The organism is Peribacillus sp. YIM B13477 (genome assembly GCF_042787955.1).
GTDB classification, from domain to species: Bacteria; Bacillota; Bacilli; order Bacillales; family DSM-1321; genus Peribacillus; species Peribacillus frigoritolerans.
Window position 1 is genome coordinate 967638 of sequence record NZ_JBHZPD010000002.1, and the last position, 20094, is coordinate 987731.

At 39.9% G+C, this 20094-nt stretch carries 22 protein-coding genes and 1 riboswitch; of the genes, 6 read left to right on the plus strand and 16 right to left on the minus strand.

The annotated features are described in order from the left end of the window. Positions 1 to 142: 142 nt before the first annotated feature. From ACFX4H_RS11375 to ACFX4H_RS11390, 4 genes are all read right to left on the minus strand, one after another. Complete coding sequence (locus ACFX4H_RS11375) at positions 143 to 628, minus strand: PaaI family thioesterase (protein WP_377435310.1); 486 nt, start codon at positions 626 to 628, stop codon at positions 143 to 145. Positions 629 to 923: 295 nt separating this feature from the next. Beyond that, the gene (locus ACFX4H_RS11380; protein ID WP_377435254.1) at positions 924 to 2714 is read right to left on the minus strand and encodes a glycosyltransferase family protein; all 1791 of its coding nucleotides are present in this window, start codon (positions 2712 to 2714) and stop codon (positions 924 to 926) included. A 37-nt stretch (positions 2715 to 2751) separates the two neighbouring features. Continuing rightward, the gene (locus tag ACFX4H_RS11385; protein ID WP_152607885.1) at positions 2752 to 3075 is read right to left on the minus strand and encodes a hypothetical protein; all 324 of its coding nucleotides are present in this window, start codon (positions 3073 to 3075) and stop codon (positions 2752 to 2754) included. A gap of 20 nt (positions 3076 to 3095) precedes the next feature. After that, positions 3096 to 4280: a glycosyltransferase family 4 protein gene (locus ACFX4H_RS11390; RefSeq protein ID WP_052137176.1), complete on the minus strand. Its 1185-nt coding sequence runs from the start codon at positions 4278 to 4280 to the stop codon at positions 3096 to 3098. A gap of 430 nt (positions 4281 to 4710) precedes the next feature. On the opposite strand from ACFX4H_RS11390, the gene ACFX4H_RS11395 reads away from it, so the two are divergent. Continuing rightward, positions 4711 to 5547, plus strand: coding sequence for an RMD1 family protein (locus tag ACFX4H_RS11395; RefSeq protein WP_377435256.1), 837 nt, complete (start codon positions 4711 to 4713; stop codon positions 5545 to 5547). Positions 5548 to 5712: 165 nt separating this feature from the next. On the opposite strand, the gene ACFX4H_RS11400 is transcribed toward ACFX4H_RS11395, so the two are convergent. From ACFX4H_RS11400 to ACFX4H_RS11425, 6 genes are all read right to left on the minus strand, one after another. After that, entirely contained in the window at positions 5713 to 6198 is a 486-nt protein-coding gene (locus tag ACFX4H_RS11400; protein ID WP_377435257.1) for a GNAT family N-acetyltransferase, read from the minus strand. Between the two features lie 844 nt (positions 6199 to 7042). Then, positions 7043 to 7612 (minus strand): YdhK family protein, encoded by a 570-nt coding sequence (locus ACFX4H_RS11405; RefSeq protein ID WP_063592058.1) that lies wholly within the window; start codon positions 7610 to 7612, stop codon positions 7043 to 7045. Positions 7613 to 7850: 238 nt separating this feature from the next. Further along, on the minus strand, positions 7851 to 8474 hold the full coding sequence (locus ACFX4H_RS11410) for a hypothetical protein (protein ID WP_241637795.1): 624 nt from the start codon (positions 8472 to 8474) through the stop codon (positions 7851 to 7853). 329 nt (positions 8475 to 8803) lie between these two features. Continuing rightward, the gene (locus tag ACFX4H_RS11415; RefSeq protein ID WP_377435259.1) at positions 8804 to 9571 is read right to left on the minus strand and encodes an arylamine N-acetyltransferase family protein; all 768 of its coding nucleotides are present in this window, start codon (positions 9569 to 9571) and stop codon (positions 8804 to 8806) included. Between the two features lie 198 nt (positions 9572 to 9769). After that, positions 9770 to 10750 carry an NAD(P)H-quinone oxidoreductase gene (locus tag ACFX4H_RS11420; protein ID WP_377435261.1) on the minus strand — a complete coding sequence of 327 codons (981 nt, stop codon included), beginning with the start codon at positions 10748 to 10750 and terminating at the stop codon, positions 9770 to 9772. Between the two features lie 168 nt (positions 10751 to 10918). Beyond that, the gene (locus ACFX4H_RS11425) at positions 10919 to 11764 is read right to left on the minus strand and encodes a manganese catalase (RefSeq protein WP_034305265.1); all 846 of its coding nucleotides are present in this window, start codon (positions 11762 to 11764) and stop codon (positions 10919 to 10921) included. Between the two features lie 266 nt (positions 11765 to 12030). On the opposite strand from ACFX4H_RS11425, the gene ACFX4H_RS11430 reads away from it, so the two are divergent. From ACFX4H_RS11430 to ACFX4H_RS11440, 3 genes are all read left to right on the plus strand, one after another. After that, on the plus strand, positions 12031 to 12549 hold the full coding sequence (locus tag ACFX4H_RS11430) for a DUF2243 domain-containing protein (RefSeq protein WP_063596621.1): 519 nt from the start codon (positions 12031 to 12033) through the stop codon (positions 12547 to 12549). 46 nt (positions 12550 to 12595) lie between these two features. Continuing rightward, the gene (locus tag ACFX4H_RS11435; protein ID WP_377435312.1) at positions 12596 to 13321 is read left to right on the plus strand and encodes a cytochrome c oxidase assembly protein; all 726 of its coding nucleotides are present in this window, start codon (positions 12596 to 12598) and stop codon (positions 13319 to 13321) included. A 111-nt stretch (positions 13322 to 13432) separates the two neighbouring features. Then, entirely contained in the window at positions 13433 to 13798 is a 366-nt protein-coding gene (locus ACFX4H_RS11440) for a carboxymuconolactone decarboxylase family protein (RefSeq protein WP_034305272.1), read from the plus strand. Between the two features lie 57 nt (positions 13799 to 13855). On the opposite strand, the gene ACFX4H_RS11445 is transcribed toward ACFX4H_RS11440, so the two are convergent. Next, entirely contained in the window at positions 13856 to 14488 is a 633-nt protein-coding gene (locus ACFX4H_RS11445; protein ID WP_063577311.1) for a spore coat protein, read from the minus strand. A 178-nt stretch (positions 14489 to 14666) separates the two neighbouring features. Here ACFX4H_RS11445 and ACFX4H_RS11450 point away from each other — a divergent pair, with 178 nt between their 5' ends. Then, positions 14667 to 14810: a hypothetical protein gene (locus tag ACFX4H_RS11450; protein WP_176548603.1), complete on the plus strand. Its 144-nt coding sequence runs from the start codon at positions 14667 to 14669 to the stop codon at positions 14808 to 14810. Positions 14811 to 14909: 99 nt separating this feature from the next. Beyond that, positions 14910 to 15419: a DUF3231 family protein gene (locus tag ACFX4H_RS11455; protein ID WP_063577312.1), complete on the plus strand. Its 510-nt coding sequence runs from the start codon at positions 14910 to 14912 to the stop codon at positions 15417 to 15419. An 87-nt stretch (positions 15420 to 15506) separates the two neighbouring features. Here the strand turns inward: ACFX4H_RS11455 and ACFX4H_RS11460 are convergent, their stop codons facing one another. The 5 genes from ACFX4H_RS11460 to ACFX4H_RS11480 form a co-directional block, all read right to left on the minus strand. Further along, positions 15507 to 15677 carry a hypothetical protein gene (locus tag ACFX4H_RS11460; protein ID WP_153246124.1) on the minus strand — a complete coding sequence of 57 codons (171 nt, stop codon included), beginning with the start codon at positions 15675 to 15677 and terminating at the stop codon, positions 15507 to 15509. 22 nt (positions 15678 to 15699) lie between these two features. Beyond that, the gene (thiC, locus tag ACFX4H_RS11465; RefSeq protein ID WP_377435264.1) at positions 15700 to 17481 is read right to left on the minus strand and encodes a phosphomethylpyrimidine synthase ThiC; all 1782 of its coding nucleotides are present in this window, start codon (positions 17479 to 17481) and stop codon (positions 15700 to 15702) included. A 136-nt stretch (positions 17482 to 17617) separates the two neighbouring features. After that, a riboswitch (TPP riboswitch) is annotated at positions 17618 to 17732 on the minus strand. 117 nt (positions 17733 to 17849) lie between these two features. Then, positions 17850 to 18638 (minus strand): HAD family hydrolase, encoded by a 789-nt coding sequence (locus ACFX4H_RS11470; RefSeq protein ID WP_063592066.1) that lies wholly within the window; start codon positions 18636 to 18638, stop codon positions 17850 to 17852. 152 nt (positions 18639 to 18790) lie between these two features. After that, positions 18791 to 19336 carry a histidine phosphatase family protein gene (locus tag ACFX4H_RS11475; RefSeq protein ID WP_377435266.1) on the minus strand — a complete coding sequence of 182 codons (546 nt, stop codon included), beginning with the start codon at positions 19334 to 19336 and terminating at the stop codon, positions 18791 to 18793. A gap of 243 nt (positions 19337 to 19579) precedes the next feature. Further along, the gene (locus ACFX4H_RS11480; RefSeq protein ID WP_096340321.1) at positions 19580 to 20032 is read right to left on the minus strand and encodes a hypothetical protein; all 453 of its coding nucleotides are present in this window, start codon (positions 20030 to 20032) and stop codon (positions 19580 to 19582) included. Between the last annotated feature and the right edge of the window lie 62 nt (positions 20033 to 20094).

The following is a 20094-nucleotide window of genomic DNA, read 5'->3' on the forward strand; positions in this document are numbered from 1 at the left end:
TTGTAATTTCCAGCTACATGCCACTTTATTACGATAACATGCTTGAAATGGATACTCAGATACACTAAATAACCGTCCAAATAATTGGACGGCTTTGATAGTACATCTAATTCCGAATTCGATGTGTTTACATTAATTAAGATTACTCTTTGCTTGTAAAAGTACTTGGCATCACCACAGCGATTACCTCTCCACGGGCGCAAAGTTTATCGAGTGCAAATACCTCTGTTTCGATTCTCCATTTCTTAGGATGAATTTCATGAATCGTCCCAATGGCCATTAATGGCACATCATTTGGGGTTGGCTTTACGAACTCCACATTCAGTGACGCAGTCACGAACCTGGGTGGTTCCACTCCATCTCCAATTTCATGACCGTTTTTACGGTGTAAAGCCAATGCAGCGGAACCTGTTCCGTGACAATCAATTAAGGAGGCAATCAAGCCGCCATAAACAAATCCTGGAATTGCAATATGCTCTGGGCGTGGTGTATAGATAGTCCTTGTTTGCTCGTCTTGCCAACCCGTTCGAAAATGATGACCATCTTTGTTTAAGCGACCGCATCCATAACACCATGCAAATGCATCTGGATAATCATCTTGAATCGCTTTTAGCACATTCTCCTCCATCATCTCTCCCCCCCTTTTTCAGAATATTATAACACCATTAAGGAATAAGGGGTCTATTTGGATACATGCTGAAAGGTTAGTTTTTTGAAATTCCATGAATCTTTTTGAGCTTACTACCAAGTTTTAATTTTCATAGAATAGTAACCTGAGGCAGCTTTAATCGAAAACACACATAAAAAGTTTGCAAGAATCCCTGCTCCTTTACTCCATATAATTGAGAAAGGCCCCTGTAAGCCAGAAGCATTCAGGAGCTTTCCTTTGACTGATATAGAGTTAAGAAGTGTTTACCTTCTTATTAAAAGTTAAGCCTTTTTCTTAAATCCCAATACTTGAATGTCATTTTACCCATTTTCGACTTCGAAAGTGAATCATATTTACGTCCAAGTGCTTGATTTTGTTTTTCTAGCTTAGTAATTTGTTTAAGTTGAACTGTGTTCAGTTTTTTTAATTGCTTTACTTCTTTAGCTAATTCTTTATTTTTCCCTTTCATATCATATTTTTCTTTATCAACAATTGCCCGTTCTTTGATTGAAATCTCCACATCTTTTGGTTTTAATTTAGGATTGCCAAATGTTTCAAATCCTATCGTTTTTAAATAGGGGATGTTATTTTGAAAATTTCGTTCAAAGTTCCCATACCTTTTATGGATGTGGAGAAATGTATAACATCCAGCTTTATCTGCTGAAATGATTTGACCATACCTAGACAGTTTAAACAGTTTTTCGACTCGTTTTATTTCTTCAGGTATGTTTTTGACAATATAGGTGAAAACCTGGTCAACATTAAACTCCGCAGGCAATATTTTCACTTTTTTTAATGATGTATGCCTAATCAGTTCATCAAAGTCATCATCATCAATATAAAACATATTCGCACTTTCATTCACATAATCGGTAATGCGCTTGCTCCATAATGGTCCTTGCAGTTTTTTTATTGCTTCCGAAAATAAAAACTGCCTGCTAACTTGATACATTCGTTGTGCCGCAAACTCATATATATCCTTATTACATAATGCTAATTTGACAGCGTCACGGAAATCCTTCTCTGTAACAGCATATAACGGGTAATCTTCGCCAAAAAGCTTCATATGCATTTTGGTTGGATTCATTATTACAGCCTTCCTTAAAATCCCATACTCCAATAGCTTTGTAGACAGTTCCAGACTGCTGTCCATTTCCTCACTTCTCCAGGTTATCCCAATATCACTATTCACGATTAATTGTTGGGCATTCTCCCTTGTCAAAGCACCGTACCATGTAAGCCCATCCGTATTTTTAAGGAGGTATGCCGCTTCTTCCTTAAACTGAGAATCATCTTTAACCCATTTGAATTTATCCCCCGCCACATCAAGTGATAGATTCGGGATCTCACGTTTTAATTCTTTAAAAGCAGTAATTATGGGAATGGTCTTCCAATCCGGGTCGAATTTCCCTGTATATACAAGTTTGTTTTTTAACCGGGTCTGCCCTTCCGCTGATTCAACGTTTGGTATCATCGGGGTAAGCAGGGAAACTTTGTTTTTTTCTTTATTCAAATTAAGGATCTCAATGACAAATTCGCACATCTCTTCTGTTTGACATAAGAAATACGCACACTGATCATATATATTTTTGATGCTCTCGAATTTCTCTTCATTAACATCCTGACCTATGTGAGTCAATCCTGTAGCATAAACTAATGTATTCTTTATGATTTGCTTATGCTTTACGATTTTTTCAACAGTCTCAATGCTTCTAACAAATAGCCAATCATAGTCATTTTGACTCCAATAATGAGAAATGAGCATTTCAGCTACATCGAAATCAATGACTCCTTTTTTTACCCATTCATCACCGGCGGCATTAAAAAAAGGATCGACAAAAGGATTGAGAATGGTTATATTATCAAATTTCTCAAGTGGCTGAATTAAGATATCACGTTTGACCGGGCTAGCTAAAAGTAAGTCAACTTCGATGTTTGAATCTAACGCAATGGTCGATGCTAAGGAAGATAAAAATACTGCAGATCCATCCATTGAATTCATATCAATAAAGCCAAATAGAAGTACCTTCATTTTTCTGTTTTCAACTAGTTCATGTGAATTCAAAGTTTTCACTCCAATGACTGAAATCTGATATGAATTTTTATTTCTTTATTTGTTCTTTAATAGATGATTTAAGCGCAAGATATTTTAATGTGAATTTCCCTGCATATGTAACATTGAATTTGTGTTCTAACAACTTAAGTCTTCGTATTTCTTTGTTAAGCTTAATATTTTCCATTTGGGCCATCTTACTTTTTTCTACTTCTTCTCGCAGCCTATTATTTTCTTTAGTAACTTTCTCAATGGTTTTTTGTTTTTCCATGCCATTGCTCTCTATGAGCTCCAATGTCATGGACATCATGTCTTTCATTTGTAATTCGAGTTCCTCATACATCGTTTTCCAATATTCGTTTCGTTCGTCCATATTGAAAAAACTCCCCTCCATTAACCTTGGATGATCTCCAATTCTCTTTTTATAACAACATCAACAGCGCATTTTTCCCGAATCGACTGAGAAGCTTGTTTTGACACTCTTAAAAATACGTCCGAGTTGTAATATAAGCGCTCTATTGCATCGGCAATATCGGTAGGAGACTCAGGTTTTGTTAGAAGGCCAGAAACGTCATGTTTAACGAATTCCGGAATTGCCGTAATATCTGTTGAAATCGGCACTAGTCCGCTCGACATTGCCTCACACATGGAAACCCCTTGAGAATCCAAACGGGTCGGGCAAAGGAAAATTCCATACTCCTTATGTAATGCAGCGATTTTCTCCTGAGATAGGAAACCTTTATGAATCGTTACATTCTCAAAATCCCGGATTGGCTCAACGGTTTGATCGAACAATTTTCCATCGCCATAAAATGCAAATTCCAACTTATCGAAGTATGGTCGCTTCGATAGTTCCAGCACTGCTTTCACCGATAGGTCATTGGCGTATTTTCGTGAAGCGTATGGCCTGATTGAAAGGACTTTTGTCCGCATTTCAGCTGGCTTTTCAATAAAGGTAAACAGATTGTCATCTATGACATTAGGAATGATTACTGAATTTTTCGATTCTGCTCTTGCATCACATTCCGCTATATGCTCTTTGAACCATTTGGAGATATGAACAAAGGTTGTATCCAATTCATTCGTTTGATAAAACCAATTCATAAAAGAAAGCTGTGATACATAATAGTCGTCCGACATTTCAAGTATCTTCCTCAAGCTTTCAGGGCTTTCAAGAAAATTAAACCATCTTCTATGCCATGCCTCCGTCTCAAATCCATGTATCCAGGTGATAATCGGTAAATCCGTATTCGTTTCTTTTATCGCTTGTACCATTTTTGGATTAACAAAATGAATGAGCGCTTTTTTATGTATTTTATGATTTAAGAAAATGCGCAAATGCTGTTCAGTTCCTCGATAAACAGGCACATCTTCATACGTATACTTTTCCGCTTTTTTATAGGCAGGATGCAAAACAAAGACATCCACCTTCAAACCCTCATCCAGATAAGCCTTGACTCTTCGGTGGATAAACCCATTCCGATATAGCTGATCTTCATGTGGATAAGCATTCGTAATGATCACATATCTATCTTTTTCACTAAATGTAAGCTCATATAGATTTATAGATTCCTCCATTTTTGTTCACTCCTACTATTCAGTCATCTTCAATCAGCCTGCTACTTATCTGTAAATGAAGGATTTTAAAAGATCCTATTCCAACCACTATTAAAACCGTCAATCGATTATAACAAACATGTATTACTGAATATTGACACCAATGTGAGAATTCTGTAAATAAAAGTAAAGTTTTCATGAACTTTTATATGTTTTTGTAAAGTTTCAGTGTGTATAAACAAGCAAAATAAAAAGGACTATCCAGTTACCGGAATCGCCCTCTTATATTTCCCCAAAGCTTAGACTTGATTATTTTTGTATCCATAATGTGGTTATTGGTTTAGTTACCAGTCAGTTGACTTTTTTCTACCTTCCAGAATTATTCAAGCATGTTTTTGTAAGAATAGAATAGAATCGAAAAAAGACCAATTTGCTGAAGAGAGTGATATAGATGGAGGAAATTACCTTTAAAGCATGTGCAATCACTAATGAAATCGATTTGAACAAAATCGCCATTCATTGCGGCATCCCCAAAAAATTCACCTGGGAAGAGCCTTTAATTCTTAAAGGCGATATTCTACGTTCCATCCTTTATAAAAATGTGGACGAATCGCAGCAGGTGCTGGTTTTTTCCTTTGGCAGCATCGTCTTCATCAATTACTCACACGCGGATGAGATCAAGGCATTTTCCTCCTTTATCCATTCATTCGAGCCGGACATTGATCTCGTCAATGTAGATAGATATACGGATGATTACAGCCTTCACTTCAGTGAAACTGAAAACATCAATTTGACAGACGAATATGTAGTTGTTCCTAAATATGAATTTTTCTACCCTGAATTAATTTCCACCATTCTCGCAAAATCGGTGGCCCTTGAAAAAACTGAGGAACAACTAGGAAAAATCCACGACAAGCTTGAAGCCATGATTGACCGACTGGAAAAAGGCAAGCTCAGAATCGGTAATAAGGAACTAGCGAGGACGACGGCAAAAATCGTACGTCACGAGTACAATACCCTGGCATATATCATGATTCTGGATAAACCTGATATTACATGGACAAGCAGCGTTGCCGGCGAATTTTATGACAGAATGCTTGAATTTTTTGAATTGAATGATCGGTATAAAATCCTGAAAAGTAAAACCGAAATTTTATATAACATTATGGATGGGTTTTCTAACATCAGCCATTCGATCAGGGGACTATTCGTTGAATGGATCATTGTAATTCTCATTGTCTTTGAGATTCTTCTGACGATTTTAGAAATTGTAGGATGGATTCCATGAGTTCTTAATCAAATCGTAAGGAATACTTTCCAAAAAAATAAGCATCGTTTTGATGCTTATTTTGCGTTTAACCACTTATCATATTTAAACTGACTATATACTGTCGTTTAATTACATTCTTTTTCCTATCGGGTCGAAGCATTCCGGATGTTATCTATATTCCCCTTAATCCAAAGCAAAGTGGAAAATGAATTCCTCCCCTTCTTCTCCATTAAATCTGTATCCTTTGTCAATGAATCCAGCTTTTTTATATAAATTTATCGCTGGGACATTCGAATGATGCACCGTTAGAATAATCTCATCTTTATCTGGATGACTTAGTTTGATCATATCAGGCAACACTTTTAACGTCTTAAAAGCTAGCCCTTTTTTTTGATGGCGCAAATCCAAGGAGAATGATTTAAGAAGAATCGCATTCTCATTACTTGTATATTGATTTCCCGCTTTATCCGTATATAAGGCAAAACAACCAATCAAATCCTCATCTAAATAAATGACAATGGGGAGGTTATATTTATCCTTCCTGAAGTCTTCGATAACTTTTAAAGGTAAAGAAGTATAGATTGCTTGCTCTATAGGTAAACAATAATTGCTCAGCGCCTCATGGTCAGTTTCCATAATAAAAGGTCTAATAATTAATCCAGCCATCATACTTGCACCCCATTTTCACATTTCTGATAAAGCCATATTAACAGAAACTAAAGTTTTACACTCCACTGTAAAGTAATTTTCAAGAAAATTCGTTCACAAAAAAAGGAATGGTTTTGTTTACCATTCCTTCAGACTGTGGACAAACTCAATGAAAATCAAGTTTGCCTGCATTTTTTATTTGAATAGTTCAGTTGATTTCAGAGATTCACTCCCTTTCCCCCGACTGTCTGCCAAGCCTCCTAGGCACAAGCGCCTGTGGGGTCTCGGCTAGCCAGTTATTCGGCAGGAGTGTCGCAAATCTCTTCAATCCAATGAGGCTTAAAGTAAAAAAAACATCAATGATAATCTAGTCTTGTTTTAATTTCACGGTTCAGGGTGGGGCCAATCCGAACTCCCTTTTATCAAAAAATTGATGGAACAGCCAGACTGTAGACGAATTGGAAAAGAGCCAGTTTCCCTAAAATATTTCTTTTATAAAATTCCAGTTGATTGGAACGGAAGGTACGAGACTCCTGCGGGAAAAGCGTGGCCAGGGAGACCCCGCAGGCGAGCGCCGAGGAGACTCCCGGACCGCCCGCGGAAAGCGAGTGCCTGGAGTGGAAATCATCCCTTTCCACCGATTGTCTGCCAAGCCTCCTAGGCACAAGCGCCTGTGGGGTCTCGGCTAGTCAGTTATTAGGCAGGAGTGTCGCAAATCTCTTCAATCCAATGAGGCTTACAGTAAAAAAACATCAATGATAATCTAGTCTTGTTTTACAAATCATGGTTCGGGATGAGAGCATTCAGAATCCCCTTTTGTGTTTCCAATCCTATTTTCTTCTGTTTTTGGACTCATGATGTTAAATCATTTAGACGCTGATAATTCGCTTTCGGTTACCCATTTATGGTTCTTCACTTTTTCTCCACCCGTAGTCGGTGTGAAATCGACCATATAAACAGTCGTTTTTTCAGCAGATTCAACTTCAGCGACTGCCCCGTTCATCCCTTCCATATGAGAAGCATTTACTGTGACCTCCGCTCCGGGTTCATACGTCACTTCACCTGCATCTTTGATTTCTTCGTGAATGATCCATTTATGATTTTCCACTTTTTCTCCGCCAGTTGCAGGCGTATACGAAATTGCATAAGCAGTCGTATCAAAGGCACCCACTATTGTTGCTTCCGCCCCTTTCATGCTTTCCATATGACCTGATTCGATAATCGCTTGACTTCCAACTTCATAAGTTGGATTTTCTGCCGCTTTTAATCCCTCCGGAACATCACCCGAGCTAGAATGGTTCATGTCCATTTCACTATGTTCCTTTACTTCTTTCTCTTCTTTGTTTTTATCATCGCTGTTGGAACATGCTCCAAGGACTAAAAACACGGCCGCAAATAGGGATAAGATGGTAGGCAATTTTGTTCTTTTTTTCATATTGAATAAAACCTCCTTTATGATTACACCCATCTTACCAATTAAATATGCAGAAAATATGGAGTACACTCGTGACTGAATTTAACCTGATGGCGTTCTGGATAAAAGTGAACAGCCATCGAGCGTGGTTTAACGAGGAAAAAGAATGGTTTAGTGATAGTGGTTATTTGAGGTATTCAATCCTGCCGGGTGCTTGGAAATCAAGCAAGAAGGACTTGGTCAAAAGTCCTTCCTCTGTCTAGTCTTCCAAAGTTGATTGTTCGATTTTTTGCATGATATGTGAAAGGTTCATGGTGGCATGTTTTTTATAATCCCTGCCTATGGATTTGAATAACCCTTTCGCTATACCTATTAACATGATTTTCGTATGTCCATCCGAAATAATGGACTTATTAGGGAAACTTGATTCAGCATATGCACCGCCAATTTTATTAGCTGTTTCCTTAATAAAATCAATGACTTTAATTTCCTGGGTTTTTCCTTCGATATCGATTTTATAAATAATTTGATTTCTCCAAAGCTTTAGCTCAATCCTTTGTTTAGTATAATCGAAGAGTTCTTCCGTAATATGATCATGATCATTGCTCATTTGATTGGAGTCTTTAATGGGATACAATTTCGGGTTAGGATTGATTTTCTTTATTAAGGATTGGTCAATTGTGACCTTTTCCCGCTTTATACGCGTATTTTTCGTTTCACATAGAATCAGCCTTAACTGTCCGGCAATTATATTGTTGAATTCTTGTAATCCAAAGAATTCAACAAGCATTACACTATATTCCAAAATGGTGATGGCTTCATCGAATTTTCGTTTAGCAGCTGCATTCGATCTAGTAAAAACCAATCGGTTCTTCTTCTCCATATCCTTCTCACCCCACTGAATTCGAATCTATTGAATAAATAGTAAAACATCCGTAATGGATGTTTCAGAGGCAGACAAATTCGTAGAAAGCCAGTTTGCCTACAGTTTTCAAGCGTTCTCAGAAATTCGCTCCTTTTCCGCCAAAAAGCATCCAGCGGGTTCTCTACCGGCCAACTATTCGGCAGGAGTGTCGCAAATTAATATAGTAATAGTTTTCTAAGTCTTGCATATCAAAGACATCCTATGGAATGACCATTCTATTCATAAAAAAATGTCGAGGTTGGACAATCTTTCGATAAGGATGCCTTTGATATTCAGATTTTTTTCTATTATCTATCGAAGTGCTGTTTCATTAACTCTTTAAATCGTGTTCCATCTATTTCTTCTTTCGTCATTTTTCCATTTTCCCACTGTGTAAAGGAAGTATCGGTTAAAGTGATGTTCCCGCTGTTTGTCAAACGGGTGATTAATGGATGCTTATTGAATGGCGATTGGGGATTTTCCCTGATGATCGTTTGGACCTCATTAAGTTCCGCTACATTTCCCACGGGTTGTGAAGAATCGAAAGCATAGCCTATTCTCCAATCGCGATCTTTATGTTTCAGTTTTAATTCAAGGATATGATCTCCATGATCGGTACTTTCTTTTTTTATCCTGAATTCTCCATTTCGGGAAACGACCGTTTCTCCGTTCAACGGAACTGGTTTCAATGGCAGATTCCCGCCAAAACCCGTATCAATCAAATAGGTTTGGCCCTCATGGTTCAATAGAATGGTGACATGTGTCCTTCCTATGGTCATCCACCCCTGATTATAGATGACACCACGAACCAAAGATACATCAAAGTCATTTTCCATCAGGAAAAAATAAAGAGCTGAATTCAATTCATAGCATAATCCCCCCTCATTCCTCACGAGGACTTTGTTCATGATATTCGCTTTATCGATATCACTCAGATGGGATGCCATGATTGATAAGTTTTCAAAAGGAATGGTTTTCGCTGTCTTATCCAGAATTTCGTCTAATTTCTCAAATGTCAGTTTCACATCTTCCTGGAGCCCTATTCTTTTCCTGAATAATGCATTCAATTCATTCATTAAGATTCCCCCCTTAGACAGATACCGGCGAAGCGTATCTTGACTTTGTATATATTCATTATACTTTGTCCATATTTCATCCTTCAATCAATCCGCCATTAGCTCACCTTTGCCATATCACATGAAAAGAGGTCGCCCAATCATGTATTAATCCTGGGCAACCTCCCCCATTCATGCACCGAGGCAGTTTTTCTTTAATCATTCATTTACCTGTAAGATGATTTTACCTACATTCTTATTCGCTTCCATATGTTCATGCGCCCTTTGTACCTCTTCAAAAGGGAAGACATGGTCCACGATTGCCTTGATTTCATTTTTGCGGAACAATGTCATTGCCTTTTTAACGAATTCTTCCGTTAACTCTTTTTTATATTCATCACTCCGAGGAGTTAGTAGAGTGCCTTTTAATTGAACTCTTTTTAAGAGAAGTTCCATCAGGTTCACCTTCTCGACTACAGTTCCGCCTAGAATGCCTATCAGCACCCATCGTCCATCAGTTTTTATGCTTTTAAGGTTTTTCTCCCAGTAAGAAGCACCGATGAAATCCAGGATAACATCCACTCCTTGATTATTTGTAGCTTTCAGGATTTCCTCATCAAAAGATTGTTCTTTATAGTTGATACAGATATCCGCTCCTAGTGAGTGACAGAAATCCAATTTTTCCTTTGAGCCGGCTGTAGTGATGATTTTCGCTTTTGTCAGTTTTTTTGCCAGTTGGATAGCTGCTGTGCCTACACCGCTTCCGCCAGCATGAATCAATACCGTTTCTTGATCCGTCAATTCACCTAGCCAAAACAAGGTTTGGTACGCAGTCAAGAATACTTCAGGAATCGCTGCCGCTTCTTCAAATGACAGGTTATCCGGTATCTTCATTGCACGATCAGCCGGCATCAAAGCATATTGAGCATAACCGCCTCCGTTTACAAGGCCCATCACCCTCGTCCCCGATTGTATATTTGCTCCTTCCCCTGTTTCCACCACTTCCCCGGAAACTTCAATCCCCAATATTGGATTGGCCATATAACCGCTTTTCCCTTCCCGGGAAACAATATCCGTTCTATTTATCGCAGACGCTTTAACCTTTATTAATATTTCCCCTTTACCGGGCACGGGCTTTGAAAAATCTTTAAATAGTAATTGTTCTGCACCACCCGGTTCTTTAACCACTACTGCTTTCATTTGCCCCACTCCTTACCATTAAATTAGTGACCATCCTTTTAAAATGGTTTGTCTTGAAGATGGAAACTATCCTACTCCAAAAAATATCCACAAGCAAATAATTAGGTTTTGGCAAAAAAAAGTCGATGTCCCTTTCGGGGCCATCGAGCTTTTTTTGAAAAGTTTATATTACCTTTTATTAAGCGATTGACTTCTATCCAGGTCATGATGCAATTGTGCTGCCGGAACCTTAGGGTTAGGAATCTGTCCTTTTGCAACTGGTTCAGCTACATAAACAAAATCTCCCGTACCATCTGGGGCGCTTCCTGTTGCCCACAGGCCGTCTGCCGATTCATTACCTTCCGACAAGTTCCAGAATTCGTACGCTTCCGGTTGAGATTCCATTTCCGCTTCCGGTGGGAATGATGCGGGAACCACCACGCCATTTTTTTCTTCAAGTTCTGCAATGGCCGCCATCCATTGATATTGGTGGTAACGATCACGGGCTAACATTTTACGGAAGGTAGCACGTACCCCTTCATCTTTGGTCATATGATATAAACGGGCCACTTGAAGGCGTCCTTGGCTTTCAGCATGCAGATTGGATCGCATGTCCGCTAATAAATTTCCGCTGGCTACGATATAAGATCCGTTCCAAGGCACCCCATTCGAGTTGGTTGGCAGTCCGCCAAGACCGCTTACGAGCAAATGCTGGGGATTGATACCACCCATAATCGCTGCTGTAGCAGGATCTTTTGCGGCTTCTGCTTGATCTTCCGGAGAAGCGCCATCAAGCAATTGACTAATGAGTGAACAAAGCATCTCTACATGTCCAATTTCCTCTGTACCGATATCCATCAGCATATCTTTGTATTTTTCTTCTCCACGGCAGTTAAATCCCTGAAAAAGATATTGCATCATGACAGTCATTTCCCCAAACTGTCCACCTAACACTTCCTGAATTTGACGGGCAAGCATCGGATCTGGTCGATCTACCTTAACTTCAAATTGCAATTCTTTTTGATGGCGAAACATATTAACTCCTCCTTTTTTTATATGATGTACGGTTTTTTATTACCCGCCTGTACATGCTTAAAACCATAATTCAGTTATAACGAACAATAATTAGAAGAAATTTACATACCATTAACATTGATGCCTGAACTAAAAAGCCAAGGATTTTCTTTGTGCTATGAATCGCTCAATAAATAAGATATATAAAAGGTCCATTTACCTGTCTATAACTTTAAAATACAGGGTAAAGTAGAAAGAACCATATATAGGAAAAAGGAGGATGGAAAATGGATTTCAAGCCCCGAAATCAAAGAGATCAATCCATTTCAGAATTACGTTATACTTATTCCGCTCGTAACCTATGGTCCGGTTTTCTATTCGGGATCGGATTGGTTGCATTCATCGATGAAGCCATCTTTCATCAACTATTACATTGGCACCATTTCTATGACAAGTCCACAACCAGTATCGGGCTTGTCTCGGATGGTTTATTTCATGCCCTAAGCTGGTTCGCAACGGTCGGGTCGTTATTCATGTTCGCTGACCTTCGCCGTCGAAAGGGATTATGGCTGAAAAGGTGGATAGGGGGAGTTTTGCTCGGGGCAGGTTCTTTCCAGTTATATGACGGAATCATCCAGCACAAGCTCATGCGCCTCCATCAAATCCGTTACAATGTCGATATTTTCCCATACGACTTGACTTGGAACATTGCCGCCACAATCATGATCTTGATCGGCATTACCCTCGTCATTCAAACAAGGCGCAGCTTACTTAAAATGAAAGAAGACGCCAGCAATGCACAGTAATGGACATATTCATGATAATGGAACTGGTTTTGAACCGATTTTATTGATGCTACTCATGCCGGGTTTAGTGATTTATATCGCAGCTGTCATCATTTCGAACCGCCGCTATAAAAAATGGCCATTATACCGTTCCTTCTTTTGGATTCTTGGCACTCTCTGTGCAGCCTCTGCAATCATAGGCCCAATAGCCAATCGTGCGCATATGGACTTCACGGCGCATATGGTTGGTCATTTACTGCTTGGAATGATTGCACCCATACTGCTTGTGCTTTCTGCACCCATTACGCTTGCACTGCGAACACTTGATGTACAATCAGCAAGACGCCTTTCAAAGGTGTTGAAAAGTTGGCCGCTGCGATTTTTAAGCAATCCAATCACTGCCTCTGCGCTTAATATTGGAGGGCTTTGGATCCTTTATACGACTGGTATGTACGGGTTGATGCATCAGAATGCCCTTCTGCATGCATTAGTGCATTTTCACGTGTTCATAGCGGGCTATCTATTCACTGCGTCTATGATTTATATGGACCCTGCCCCCCACAGGTTCAGCTTCATGTTTCGAGCTATCGTATTTACAATTTCACTGGCAGGCCATGATATCCTTTCTAAGTATATTTTTGCCCATCCTCCAAGCGGAGTCACAAAGGAACAAGCGGAAAATGGCGGAATGTTAATGTACTATGCCGGTGATGCCATTGACGTTGCACTTATATGCATCCTTTGCTATCAATGGTTCAAAGCCACCCGGCCCAAGGGGTCACTTGCCTTGTAGGAAGGCGGTTTCATGATTACTTCGGTAAACTCCTGCGTTTCTGTTTAATCGTCCAACATTTAGTTCATACTAATTTTTGATGAAAAAATTTTGGATGGAGCTGAATGAAAAATGGAATATGAAGCGAACAATTCTACTGAAAATGCTCTTCGTGATTATAAAGCTGGAATCGGTGTCTTTACGCATAAAATGCCAGATCTTGCTGAGAAATTCAATTCGTTTACGGAAGAGTGCTTTAAAGAAGGTCAATTGTCCAAGAAAGAAAAACAGCTTATCGCACTAGGAATAAGCTTATATTCCCAAGATGAATACTGTATTATCTATCATACAAAAGGATGTCTTGATCAAGGCTGTTCCGAACAAGAGATTCTTGAAGCCATTGGTGTGACCGCGGCATTTGGCGGAGGAGCAACCATGAGTCAGGCTGTTACCCTGGTCCAGGAATGCATTCAGGAAATAAATCAGATGAAACAATGATAAAGAAGGGATAGGAGAATCAGTCCTATCCCTTCTTTATGTTATTAATAAATGCTTTTAATGACTCATGTTGTTGTTATTTCCTTGTGCGGGGGCATACGAATTCATCATTTGTTGCATATCCTGCTGTGCAAGCTGCGGAACTTGGTAATAATGATGTTTGTTTTGATATATCGAAATCTCATAGGCCATTTCAATGCAGTTCGGAACGGAATCTGCAAATACGCGGCGAACCACCGGATTCGTTATTTCAAGCGCTGCCATCGCCTTCATGGATGCCGCAGACTTAACAGCCGCAAGCATCAAGCCTGAAATGCATTCATCCGTAATTTCCGATACGGATTGCAATGGTTTTTTTGGCTGAGTTGGTGTCAATCCATATATAAAATCGTTACCTTGATTCATTTTGTAGCTCTGAGTTGGTTTAGAAGGATCCTGGCCCGTTTGGAAGCACTCCAATGAAATATTATATTCATCTTGGATGAACTGATATTGACGATCCAGAATGTCGAGTAATTCCTGATCTTGGACATGCTGACGCAAAAGGGTATACGTGTTTAAAGTACCGATCGCTCCCGACAGCACTTCATGTACATCGAATACTTCGTGACCACCGTGATTCAATTGTGGGGGGATGGCACCCGTTTGCATGTTCTGGTGTACTTGACCTTGTTGATATTGGTTTTGCATTGTATTTCCCTCCTCATTTTATCAATCAAGCGAACACGTTTAGTATGTTAAACCCCAACCGGATTATTCAATCTAAACTCTTCCAAGAAGACCAATAAACTGCTGCATCATTTTTTCTGTATAAAAAAACCGTGGCGCTTTAAACTATAAACACTTTATATACATGGGAGGATTTCTAATGACACATCAATGCTTCTATTGTAGTGATGTCACGGAAGAAAAAAAAATCCATATAGTAACATTTCAAATTACTGACACGGATAGAAACGAAATGCTGTGTGATGAATGTTATCAAGAATGGCTGCAAGGAATAAAAGGGTAAGCATTAAAAGCCCTCTAACATTTCCCAAACACCAACGATGCATGCTTGGATGAATTCAGGGTAACTTAAATTCGTTAATGAATTTCAAGGAGGATGGTTATGGGAATTTTAAGCGGAAATCCGAAAGATGAGCCTATGCATTACGGAGAGGTTTTTGGAACATGGGCATTTCTAACAACTACAAAAGGTTTGATTGCCTGTCATCAAACCATGCTTAATCATACTGGCGACAAAGACCTGCATAAATTGCTTGTTGAAGTGATCGATCAAGGGAAACAGGAACATGACCAACTTGAATCATTATTAAAAGAAAATAACGTAGGACTGCCTCCCTCACCACCTGAAAGGCCTAAAGCTAATTTGGAGGATATTCCCGTCGGGGCACGTCTTCAAGATCCTGAAATCTCCGCTTCAGTATCAATCGATATTAATGCAGGATTAGTTGCTTGCAGCCAAATGATGGGTCAATGCATCCGCGAAGATATTGCACAGATGTTTGCGCAATTCCATACCAACAAAGCTGCATTGGGTGCTGACTTCCTAAGATTGAATAAGGAAAAAGGATGGCTTGTCCCTCCTCCCCTTCATATCAATAAAACAAGTATGTAAATAGTAATGATAGATCCCCTTAATCATGTTTTGTAATCTAATCAACATGATTAAGGGATTCATTCCATAATGACGATTAAGGAATCATTACCATTGAAGACTTTCGATCAAGTGGCACTTTGTACATTGTTGACTATAATCATTTTTCACAAATTCATGGTTGCAATTCTCCCGAAAAATGTTCAGCTCCCTTTTTAGCTGCTCCAATTGAGTTTCCAACTGTTTCATTTCAACTTTTATCTGGATTACCCGATTCATCGAATTCTCCCTCTCGTCGGAATCATTGATAGATTTTTCCATCCGTTTTCCTAAATTCATTCGCTTTTTCTTTAAGCCCTTCATCGATTACCGACTCAAAGCCCAGACCCTTTTCCTTCGCCAAATCACGGATGTCCTGAGAGATTCTCATACTGCAGAATTTCGGTCCGCACATTGAACAGAAATGGGCTGTTTTGGCACCTTCTGCCGGAAGAGTTTCATCGTGATATTCAACCGCCCTTTCAGGATCAAGGGAAAGATTGAACTGATCTCTCCAACGAAATTCGAATCTAGCCTTCGAAAGGGCATCATCCCGTTTTCTTGCCTGCGGATGGCCTTTTGCAAGATCAGCTGCGTGTGCTGCAATTTTATAAGTAATGACCCCTACCCGGACATCCTCTTTATTCGGAAGTCCCAAATGCTCTTTCGGTGTCACATAGCAAAGCATGGCCGTTCCAAACCATCCAATCATGGCAGCACCAATCGCAGAAGTGATATGGTCGTATCCAGGAGCTATGTCCGTCGTCAATGGTCCCAGGGTATAGAATGGTGCTTCTTGACAGACTTCCAGCTGTTTATCCATATTTTCTTTAATCAAATGCATCGGTACGTGACCGGGTCCCTCCACCATGACTTGAACATCGTGCTTCCAAGCAATCTTCGTCAATTCCCCAAGTGTATCCAATTCCGCAAATTGTGCCTCATCGTTTGCATCTGCAATGGATCCCGGACGGAGACCGTCACCTAATGAGAAAGAAACATCATACGTCTTCATGATTTCACAAATCTCTTCAAAGTGTGTATAGAGAAAGCTTTCTTGGTGGTGGGCCAAGCACCATTGTGCCATGATGGAGCCTCCCCGGGAAACAATACCCGTAACTCGCTTTGCTGTCATGGGGATGTATCGCAAAAGCACACCAGCGTGTATGGTGAAGTAATCGACACCTTGCTCAGCCTGCTCGATTAATGTATCCCGGAATACTTCCCAATTTAAATCTTCCGCGACCCCATTCACTTTTTCCAATGCTTGATATATCGGAACCGTCCCAACCGGCACAGGTGAATTCCTGATAATCCATTCCCGCGTCGTGTGAATATTCTTTCCTGTGGAAAGATCCATTATGTTGTCTGCACCCCATCGTGTAGCCCAAGTCATTTTCTCCACTTCAGCTTCGATCGATGAACTGACAGCTGAGTTTCCAATATTCGCATTTATCTTCACGTGAAAATTACGTCCGATGATCATGGGCTCACTTTCAGGATGGTTAATATTTGCCGGAATGATTGCCCGCCCGCTAGCTACCTCTTCCCTTACAAACTCAGGAGCTACATTTTCCCTGATCGAAATGAACTCCATTTCTGGAGTAATGATCCCTTTGCGGGCATAATGGAGCTGGGTTACGTTTTTCCCTTTCACCGCACGCAATGGTTTTCTTTTCAATCCCGGAAAAACTTCGGCATTGGATTGTGACTCCACTTTTCTATATCCGTTATCTTCCGGCTTTATTTCACGCCCTTCATACTCTTCAACATCTTCCCGTTCCAGAACCCAGCTGCGTCTAATCGGGGCAAGGCCTTTATGAATATCAATCGGATATTCTGAATCCGTATAGAAGCCGCTTGTATCATATACACGTAAAGGCGGGTTCTCCTCTTCGCCGAATGCCCCTGTCGTCGGACTTAGCTCAATTTCACGCATAGGTACTTTAATATCGGGTCTAGATCCCTCAACATACACTTTTTTACTCCCGGCAAAACTGGACATAATTGAAACGTTCATGTCATTTACTGAATTACTCTTCATGATTTCATTTCTCCTTTTTAAGTTCATTTAAAAAGGACAAAATCCAATCCATTTCGCACGAAAAAGCCAGGTCTCATATTTAAGACCCGGCTAACGTTAGTATGACTACAGAAATGACCAATTGAAAGGTCATCGTTTAGTAGATTTCTAACTTCCCCACGCTGGTATGAACCAGATCAGGTCCTGAGGGTTAAGAAGCTTAAGCGCTTCTCTCTCAGCCCAACTTTTATTGGACACCCCTAGTCTGAATAATTTAATTGATTACAGGGTAACTATATCTCACCCTTTTCATTCTGTAAATAATTTAAAAGACCTAGTATTTTCTCTGCAATCATCTAAAAATTTGTTATTTGGAGGAGGACCGCCAATTAATTCCCCAGGCTCTCAAGGATAGGGAAAAGCTCTTCTAAATGCGTGATTTCGTAGGTTGGAATCACTTCATTCCGTTCCTTATCATGGCGATTTATCCAAACCGACTTTATGCCTACCCGTGATGCTCCAAGGATATCGGTCATTAAATTATCGCCAACCATCAATACTTCATCCTTATCAAGCTCCATGATTTCCAAAGCGTGCTCAAAAATGGAGGCATCCGGTTTACCTCGTCCAAATGCGCCTGAAATCACGATTTGGTCGAAATAAGGAACCAGTTCAGGCGTTATTTCAAGTTTGGTATTTTGCAGCTCAGGAGATCCGTTCGTAAGCAATAGCAATTTGTACTTCCCTTTTAATTCATCCAGAACACGGAATGTTTCTTCATAGATAAATGGCTTTTTGCGTCTTTCGGCCGGGAAACGTTCTGCCAGTTCAAGCCCAAATTCCGGGTCATCGATCCCTAATGCCTTCAAGCCCCTCGTCCACGCTTCTTTCCGATAAGCCGGTACAATCCCGGCCATCTTCCGGAATTCATCATGATCATCCTGAAAATTCCCCCATAGTCCCTCAAATGGGTTGATTCCGATCATTTGAGTGAATGCATATGTATCGTAAGAAGAATAAAGATCACGCGCTTCCTTCCGCACCGCTTCTTCAAACTCGTCGACATTCAGACCATATTTCTCCTTGGCAACTTCGCATGTGGCCACAAAAGCCTCTTTTACACTTTTCTGATCCCATAGTAATGTATCATCTAAATCAAAAAAAACTGCCTTCAGCAAAATGTCCACCCCTCTTTCCCCAATATTGAATTCGTAAAAATTACACTATTACAATAATAAACCACAACCAATAAAAAAAGAATAACTATTCGGAAAATGCATGCCTCTTTCTTCACAAAATGGCTTATCTTTTCCGGTGGGGAACCATATATTCATTTCCCTTTTCCGCTTTCAAATACATACAATTTTCCATTACCGGCAATCTTGAACTTTGGACCGGTGAACCCCCGTCGGATCAGCTCTTTCCTCATATATACCATGAGGGCGGCATGACTCACGATCAGAACATTCCTTTCCCCTTTTGCAAAGACTTCATCCAATACTTTATTGATTCTTTGCTCAGCAAACTTAATTTCCGCCCTTGTCTGCTTGTTGATCACCGAGCAGCAGCGAATCCAGATGGCCCAAAGGATGAACGGCAGCTTAATCCTTCCTCTCAGAGGGGGAGAAGGTATTTCCCGCAGCTCCTCCATCCGATGAACCGTGCCTGGAAAGATGTGTTCCGCTGTCTTGACGGCTCTCGACATATCACTGCAATAACATTCCTGCCATTCCTCTACGCCAAATAAAGTCGTTCCATAAATAATATCCGCTGCATCATAGTCCACAAACCATTGCTTCATATCATCCGCCGTCACAGATTTCCCAGTAGGAAATTCATGTGCCACCTTAAAATGCCGTACCAAACCAATTTTCATATATTCTCCTTTTTATCTTTTAAAATATTCGTTTCTATTTCTTATAAAAGCCCTTAACAATATATTAACCTATGTAAAGCAATATAATAAATGCAAGTTGAAACCATTAAAAACCTACTGAGCGCCCCTTGTGTATGGTTAAAGGTTCTCACGGATTGTGTCACTGCAAGAATTTGATTATCATAAGGAAAAATATTATGGCCATATGTAAAAAAGAGAAAGCATATCGCCTTCTCCTTTCGTTTAATCTATGAATTGGAGTTCTGTTATCGTACATCTTTTCCTGAATTTATATTTCCCGCTCAAATCACTGAATTGATAATCATTTAGGGATTTTCCCAGTTGTTCCTTTAGTTTATCCGCCGTGATGGATTCCTCAACTGTCTCTTTCCAATTTTCATTTCCCATTATCTCTTCGAACGGAATGGTAGTCAGGACTTCATCATATATCTGGATGCTTTGATCGATGCCGAAGCTGCCATAGATACTGCCATTTTCATCGGCAAAGATATGCTCCGATTCCAATTCTTCCACCAATACTTCCAGATATCCCTTTGCCTTAACAGGCTTGATGGCAATCTCCGCTTCTGCCTTTACAGGTCCCAATCTCTTATCGATGATCTCTATCGTCAATTTAACGTGAACGGGCGGATAACCAAACCCTTCACAAAGTTCTGCTGCCGAGTTATATACCATCTGAAACATCCTCCTTTTGTCATTATCATTATATAATATAATTACTCCATTCCCTTACCAAA

What these genes read in the sequence shown, in the direction of transcription:
- ACFX4H_RS11460 (WP_153246124.1), bottom strand. Translation starts at nt 15,677, where the DNA reads ATGAATCGGGTAATCCAGATAAAAGTTGAAATGAAACAGTTGGAAACT.
- ACFX4H_RS11420 (WP_377435261.1), bottom strand. Translation starts at nt 10,750, where the DNA reads ATGAAAGCAGTAGTGGTTAAAGAACCGGGTGGTGCAGAACAATTACTA.
- ACFX4H_RS11405 (WP_063592058.1), bottom strand. Translation starts at nt 7,612, where the DNA reads ATGAAAAAAAGAACAAAATTGCCTACCATCTTATCCCTATTTGCGGCC.
- ACFX4H_RS11480 (WP_096340321.1), bottom strand. Translation starts at nt 20,032, where the DNA reads ATGGTATATAACTCGGCAGCAGAACTTTGTGAAGGGTTTGGTTATCCG.
- ACFX4H_RS11475 (WP_377435266.1), bottom strand. Translation starts at nt 19,336, where the DNA reads ATGAAAATTGGTTTGGTACGGCATTTTAAGGTGGCACATGAATTTCCT.
- ACFX4H_RS11425 (WP_034305265.1), bottom strand. Translation starts at nt 11,764, where the DNA reads ATGTTTCGCCATCAAAAAGAATTGCAATTTGAAGTTAAGGTAGATCGA.
- ACFX4H_RS11400 (WP_377435257.1), bottom strand. Translation starts at nt 6,198, where the DNA reads ATGATGGCTGGATTAATTATTAGACCTTTTATTATGGAAACTGACCAT.
- ACFX4H_RS11435 (WP_377435312.1), top strand. Translation starts at nt 12,596, where the DNA reads ATGCTACTCATGCCGGGTTTAGTGATTTATATCGCAGCTGTCATCATT.
- ACFX4H_RS11440 (WP_034305272.1), top strand. Translation starts at nt 13,433, where the DNA reads ATGGAATATGAAGCGAACAATTCTACTGAAAATGCTCTTCGTGATTAT.
- ACFX4H_RS11410 (WP_241637795.1), bottom strand. Translation starts at nt 8,474, where the DNA reads ATGGAGAAGAAGAACCGATTGGTTTTTACTAGATCGAATGCAGCTGCT.
- ACFX4H_RS11430 (WP_063596621.1), top strand. Translation starts at nt 12,031, where the DNA reads ATGGATTTCAAGCCCCGAAATCAAAGAGATCAATCCATTTCAGAATTA.
- ACFX4H_RS11445 (WP_063577311.1), bottom strand. Translation starts at nt 14,488, where the DNA reads ATGCAAAACCAATATCAACAAGGTCAAGTACACCAGAACATGCAAACG.
- ACFX4H_RS11385 (WP_152607885.1), bottom strand. Translation starts at nt 3,075, where the DNA reads ATGGACGAACGAAACGAATATTGGAAAACGATGTATGAGGAACTCGAA.
- ACFX4H_RS11415 (WP_377435259.1), bottom strand. Translation starts at nt 9,571, where the DNA reads ATGAATGAATTGAATGCATTATTCAGGAAAAGAATAGGGCTCCAGGAA.
- ACFX4H_RS11390 (WP_052137176.1), bottom strand. Translation starts at nt 4,280, where the DNA reads ATGGAGGAATCTATAAATCTATATGAGCTTACATTTAGTGAAAAAGAT.
- ACFX4H_RS11375 (WP_377435310.1), bottom strand. Translation starts at nt 628, where the DNA reads ATGGAGGAGAATGTGCTAAAAGCGATTCAAGATGATTATCCAGATGCA.
- ACFX4H_RS11455 (WP_063577312.1), top strand. Translation starts at nt 14,910, where the DNA reads ATGGGAATTTTAAGCGGAAATCCGAAAGATGAGCCTATGCATTACGGA.
- ACFX4H_RS11450 (WP_176548603.1), top strand. Translation starts at nt 14,667, where the DNA reads ATGACACATCAATGCTTCTATTGTAGTGATGTCACGGAAGAAAAAAAA.
- thiC (WP_377435264.1), bottom strand. Translation starts at nt 17,481, where the DNA reads ATGAAGAGTAATTCAGTAAATGACATGAACGTTTCAATTATGTCCAGT.
- ACFX4H_RS11395 (WP_377435256.1), top strand. Translation starts at nt 4,711, where the DNA reads ATGGAGGAAATTACCTTTAAAGCATGTGCAATCACTAATGAAATCGAT.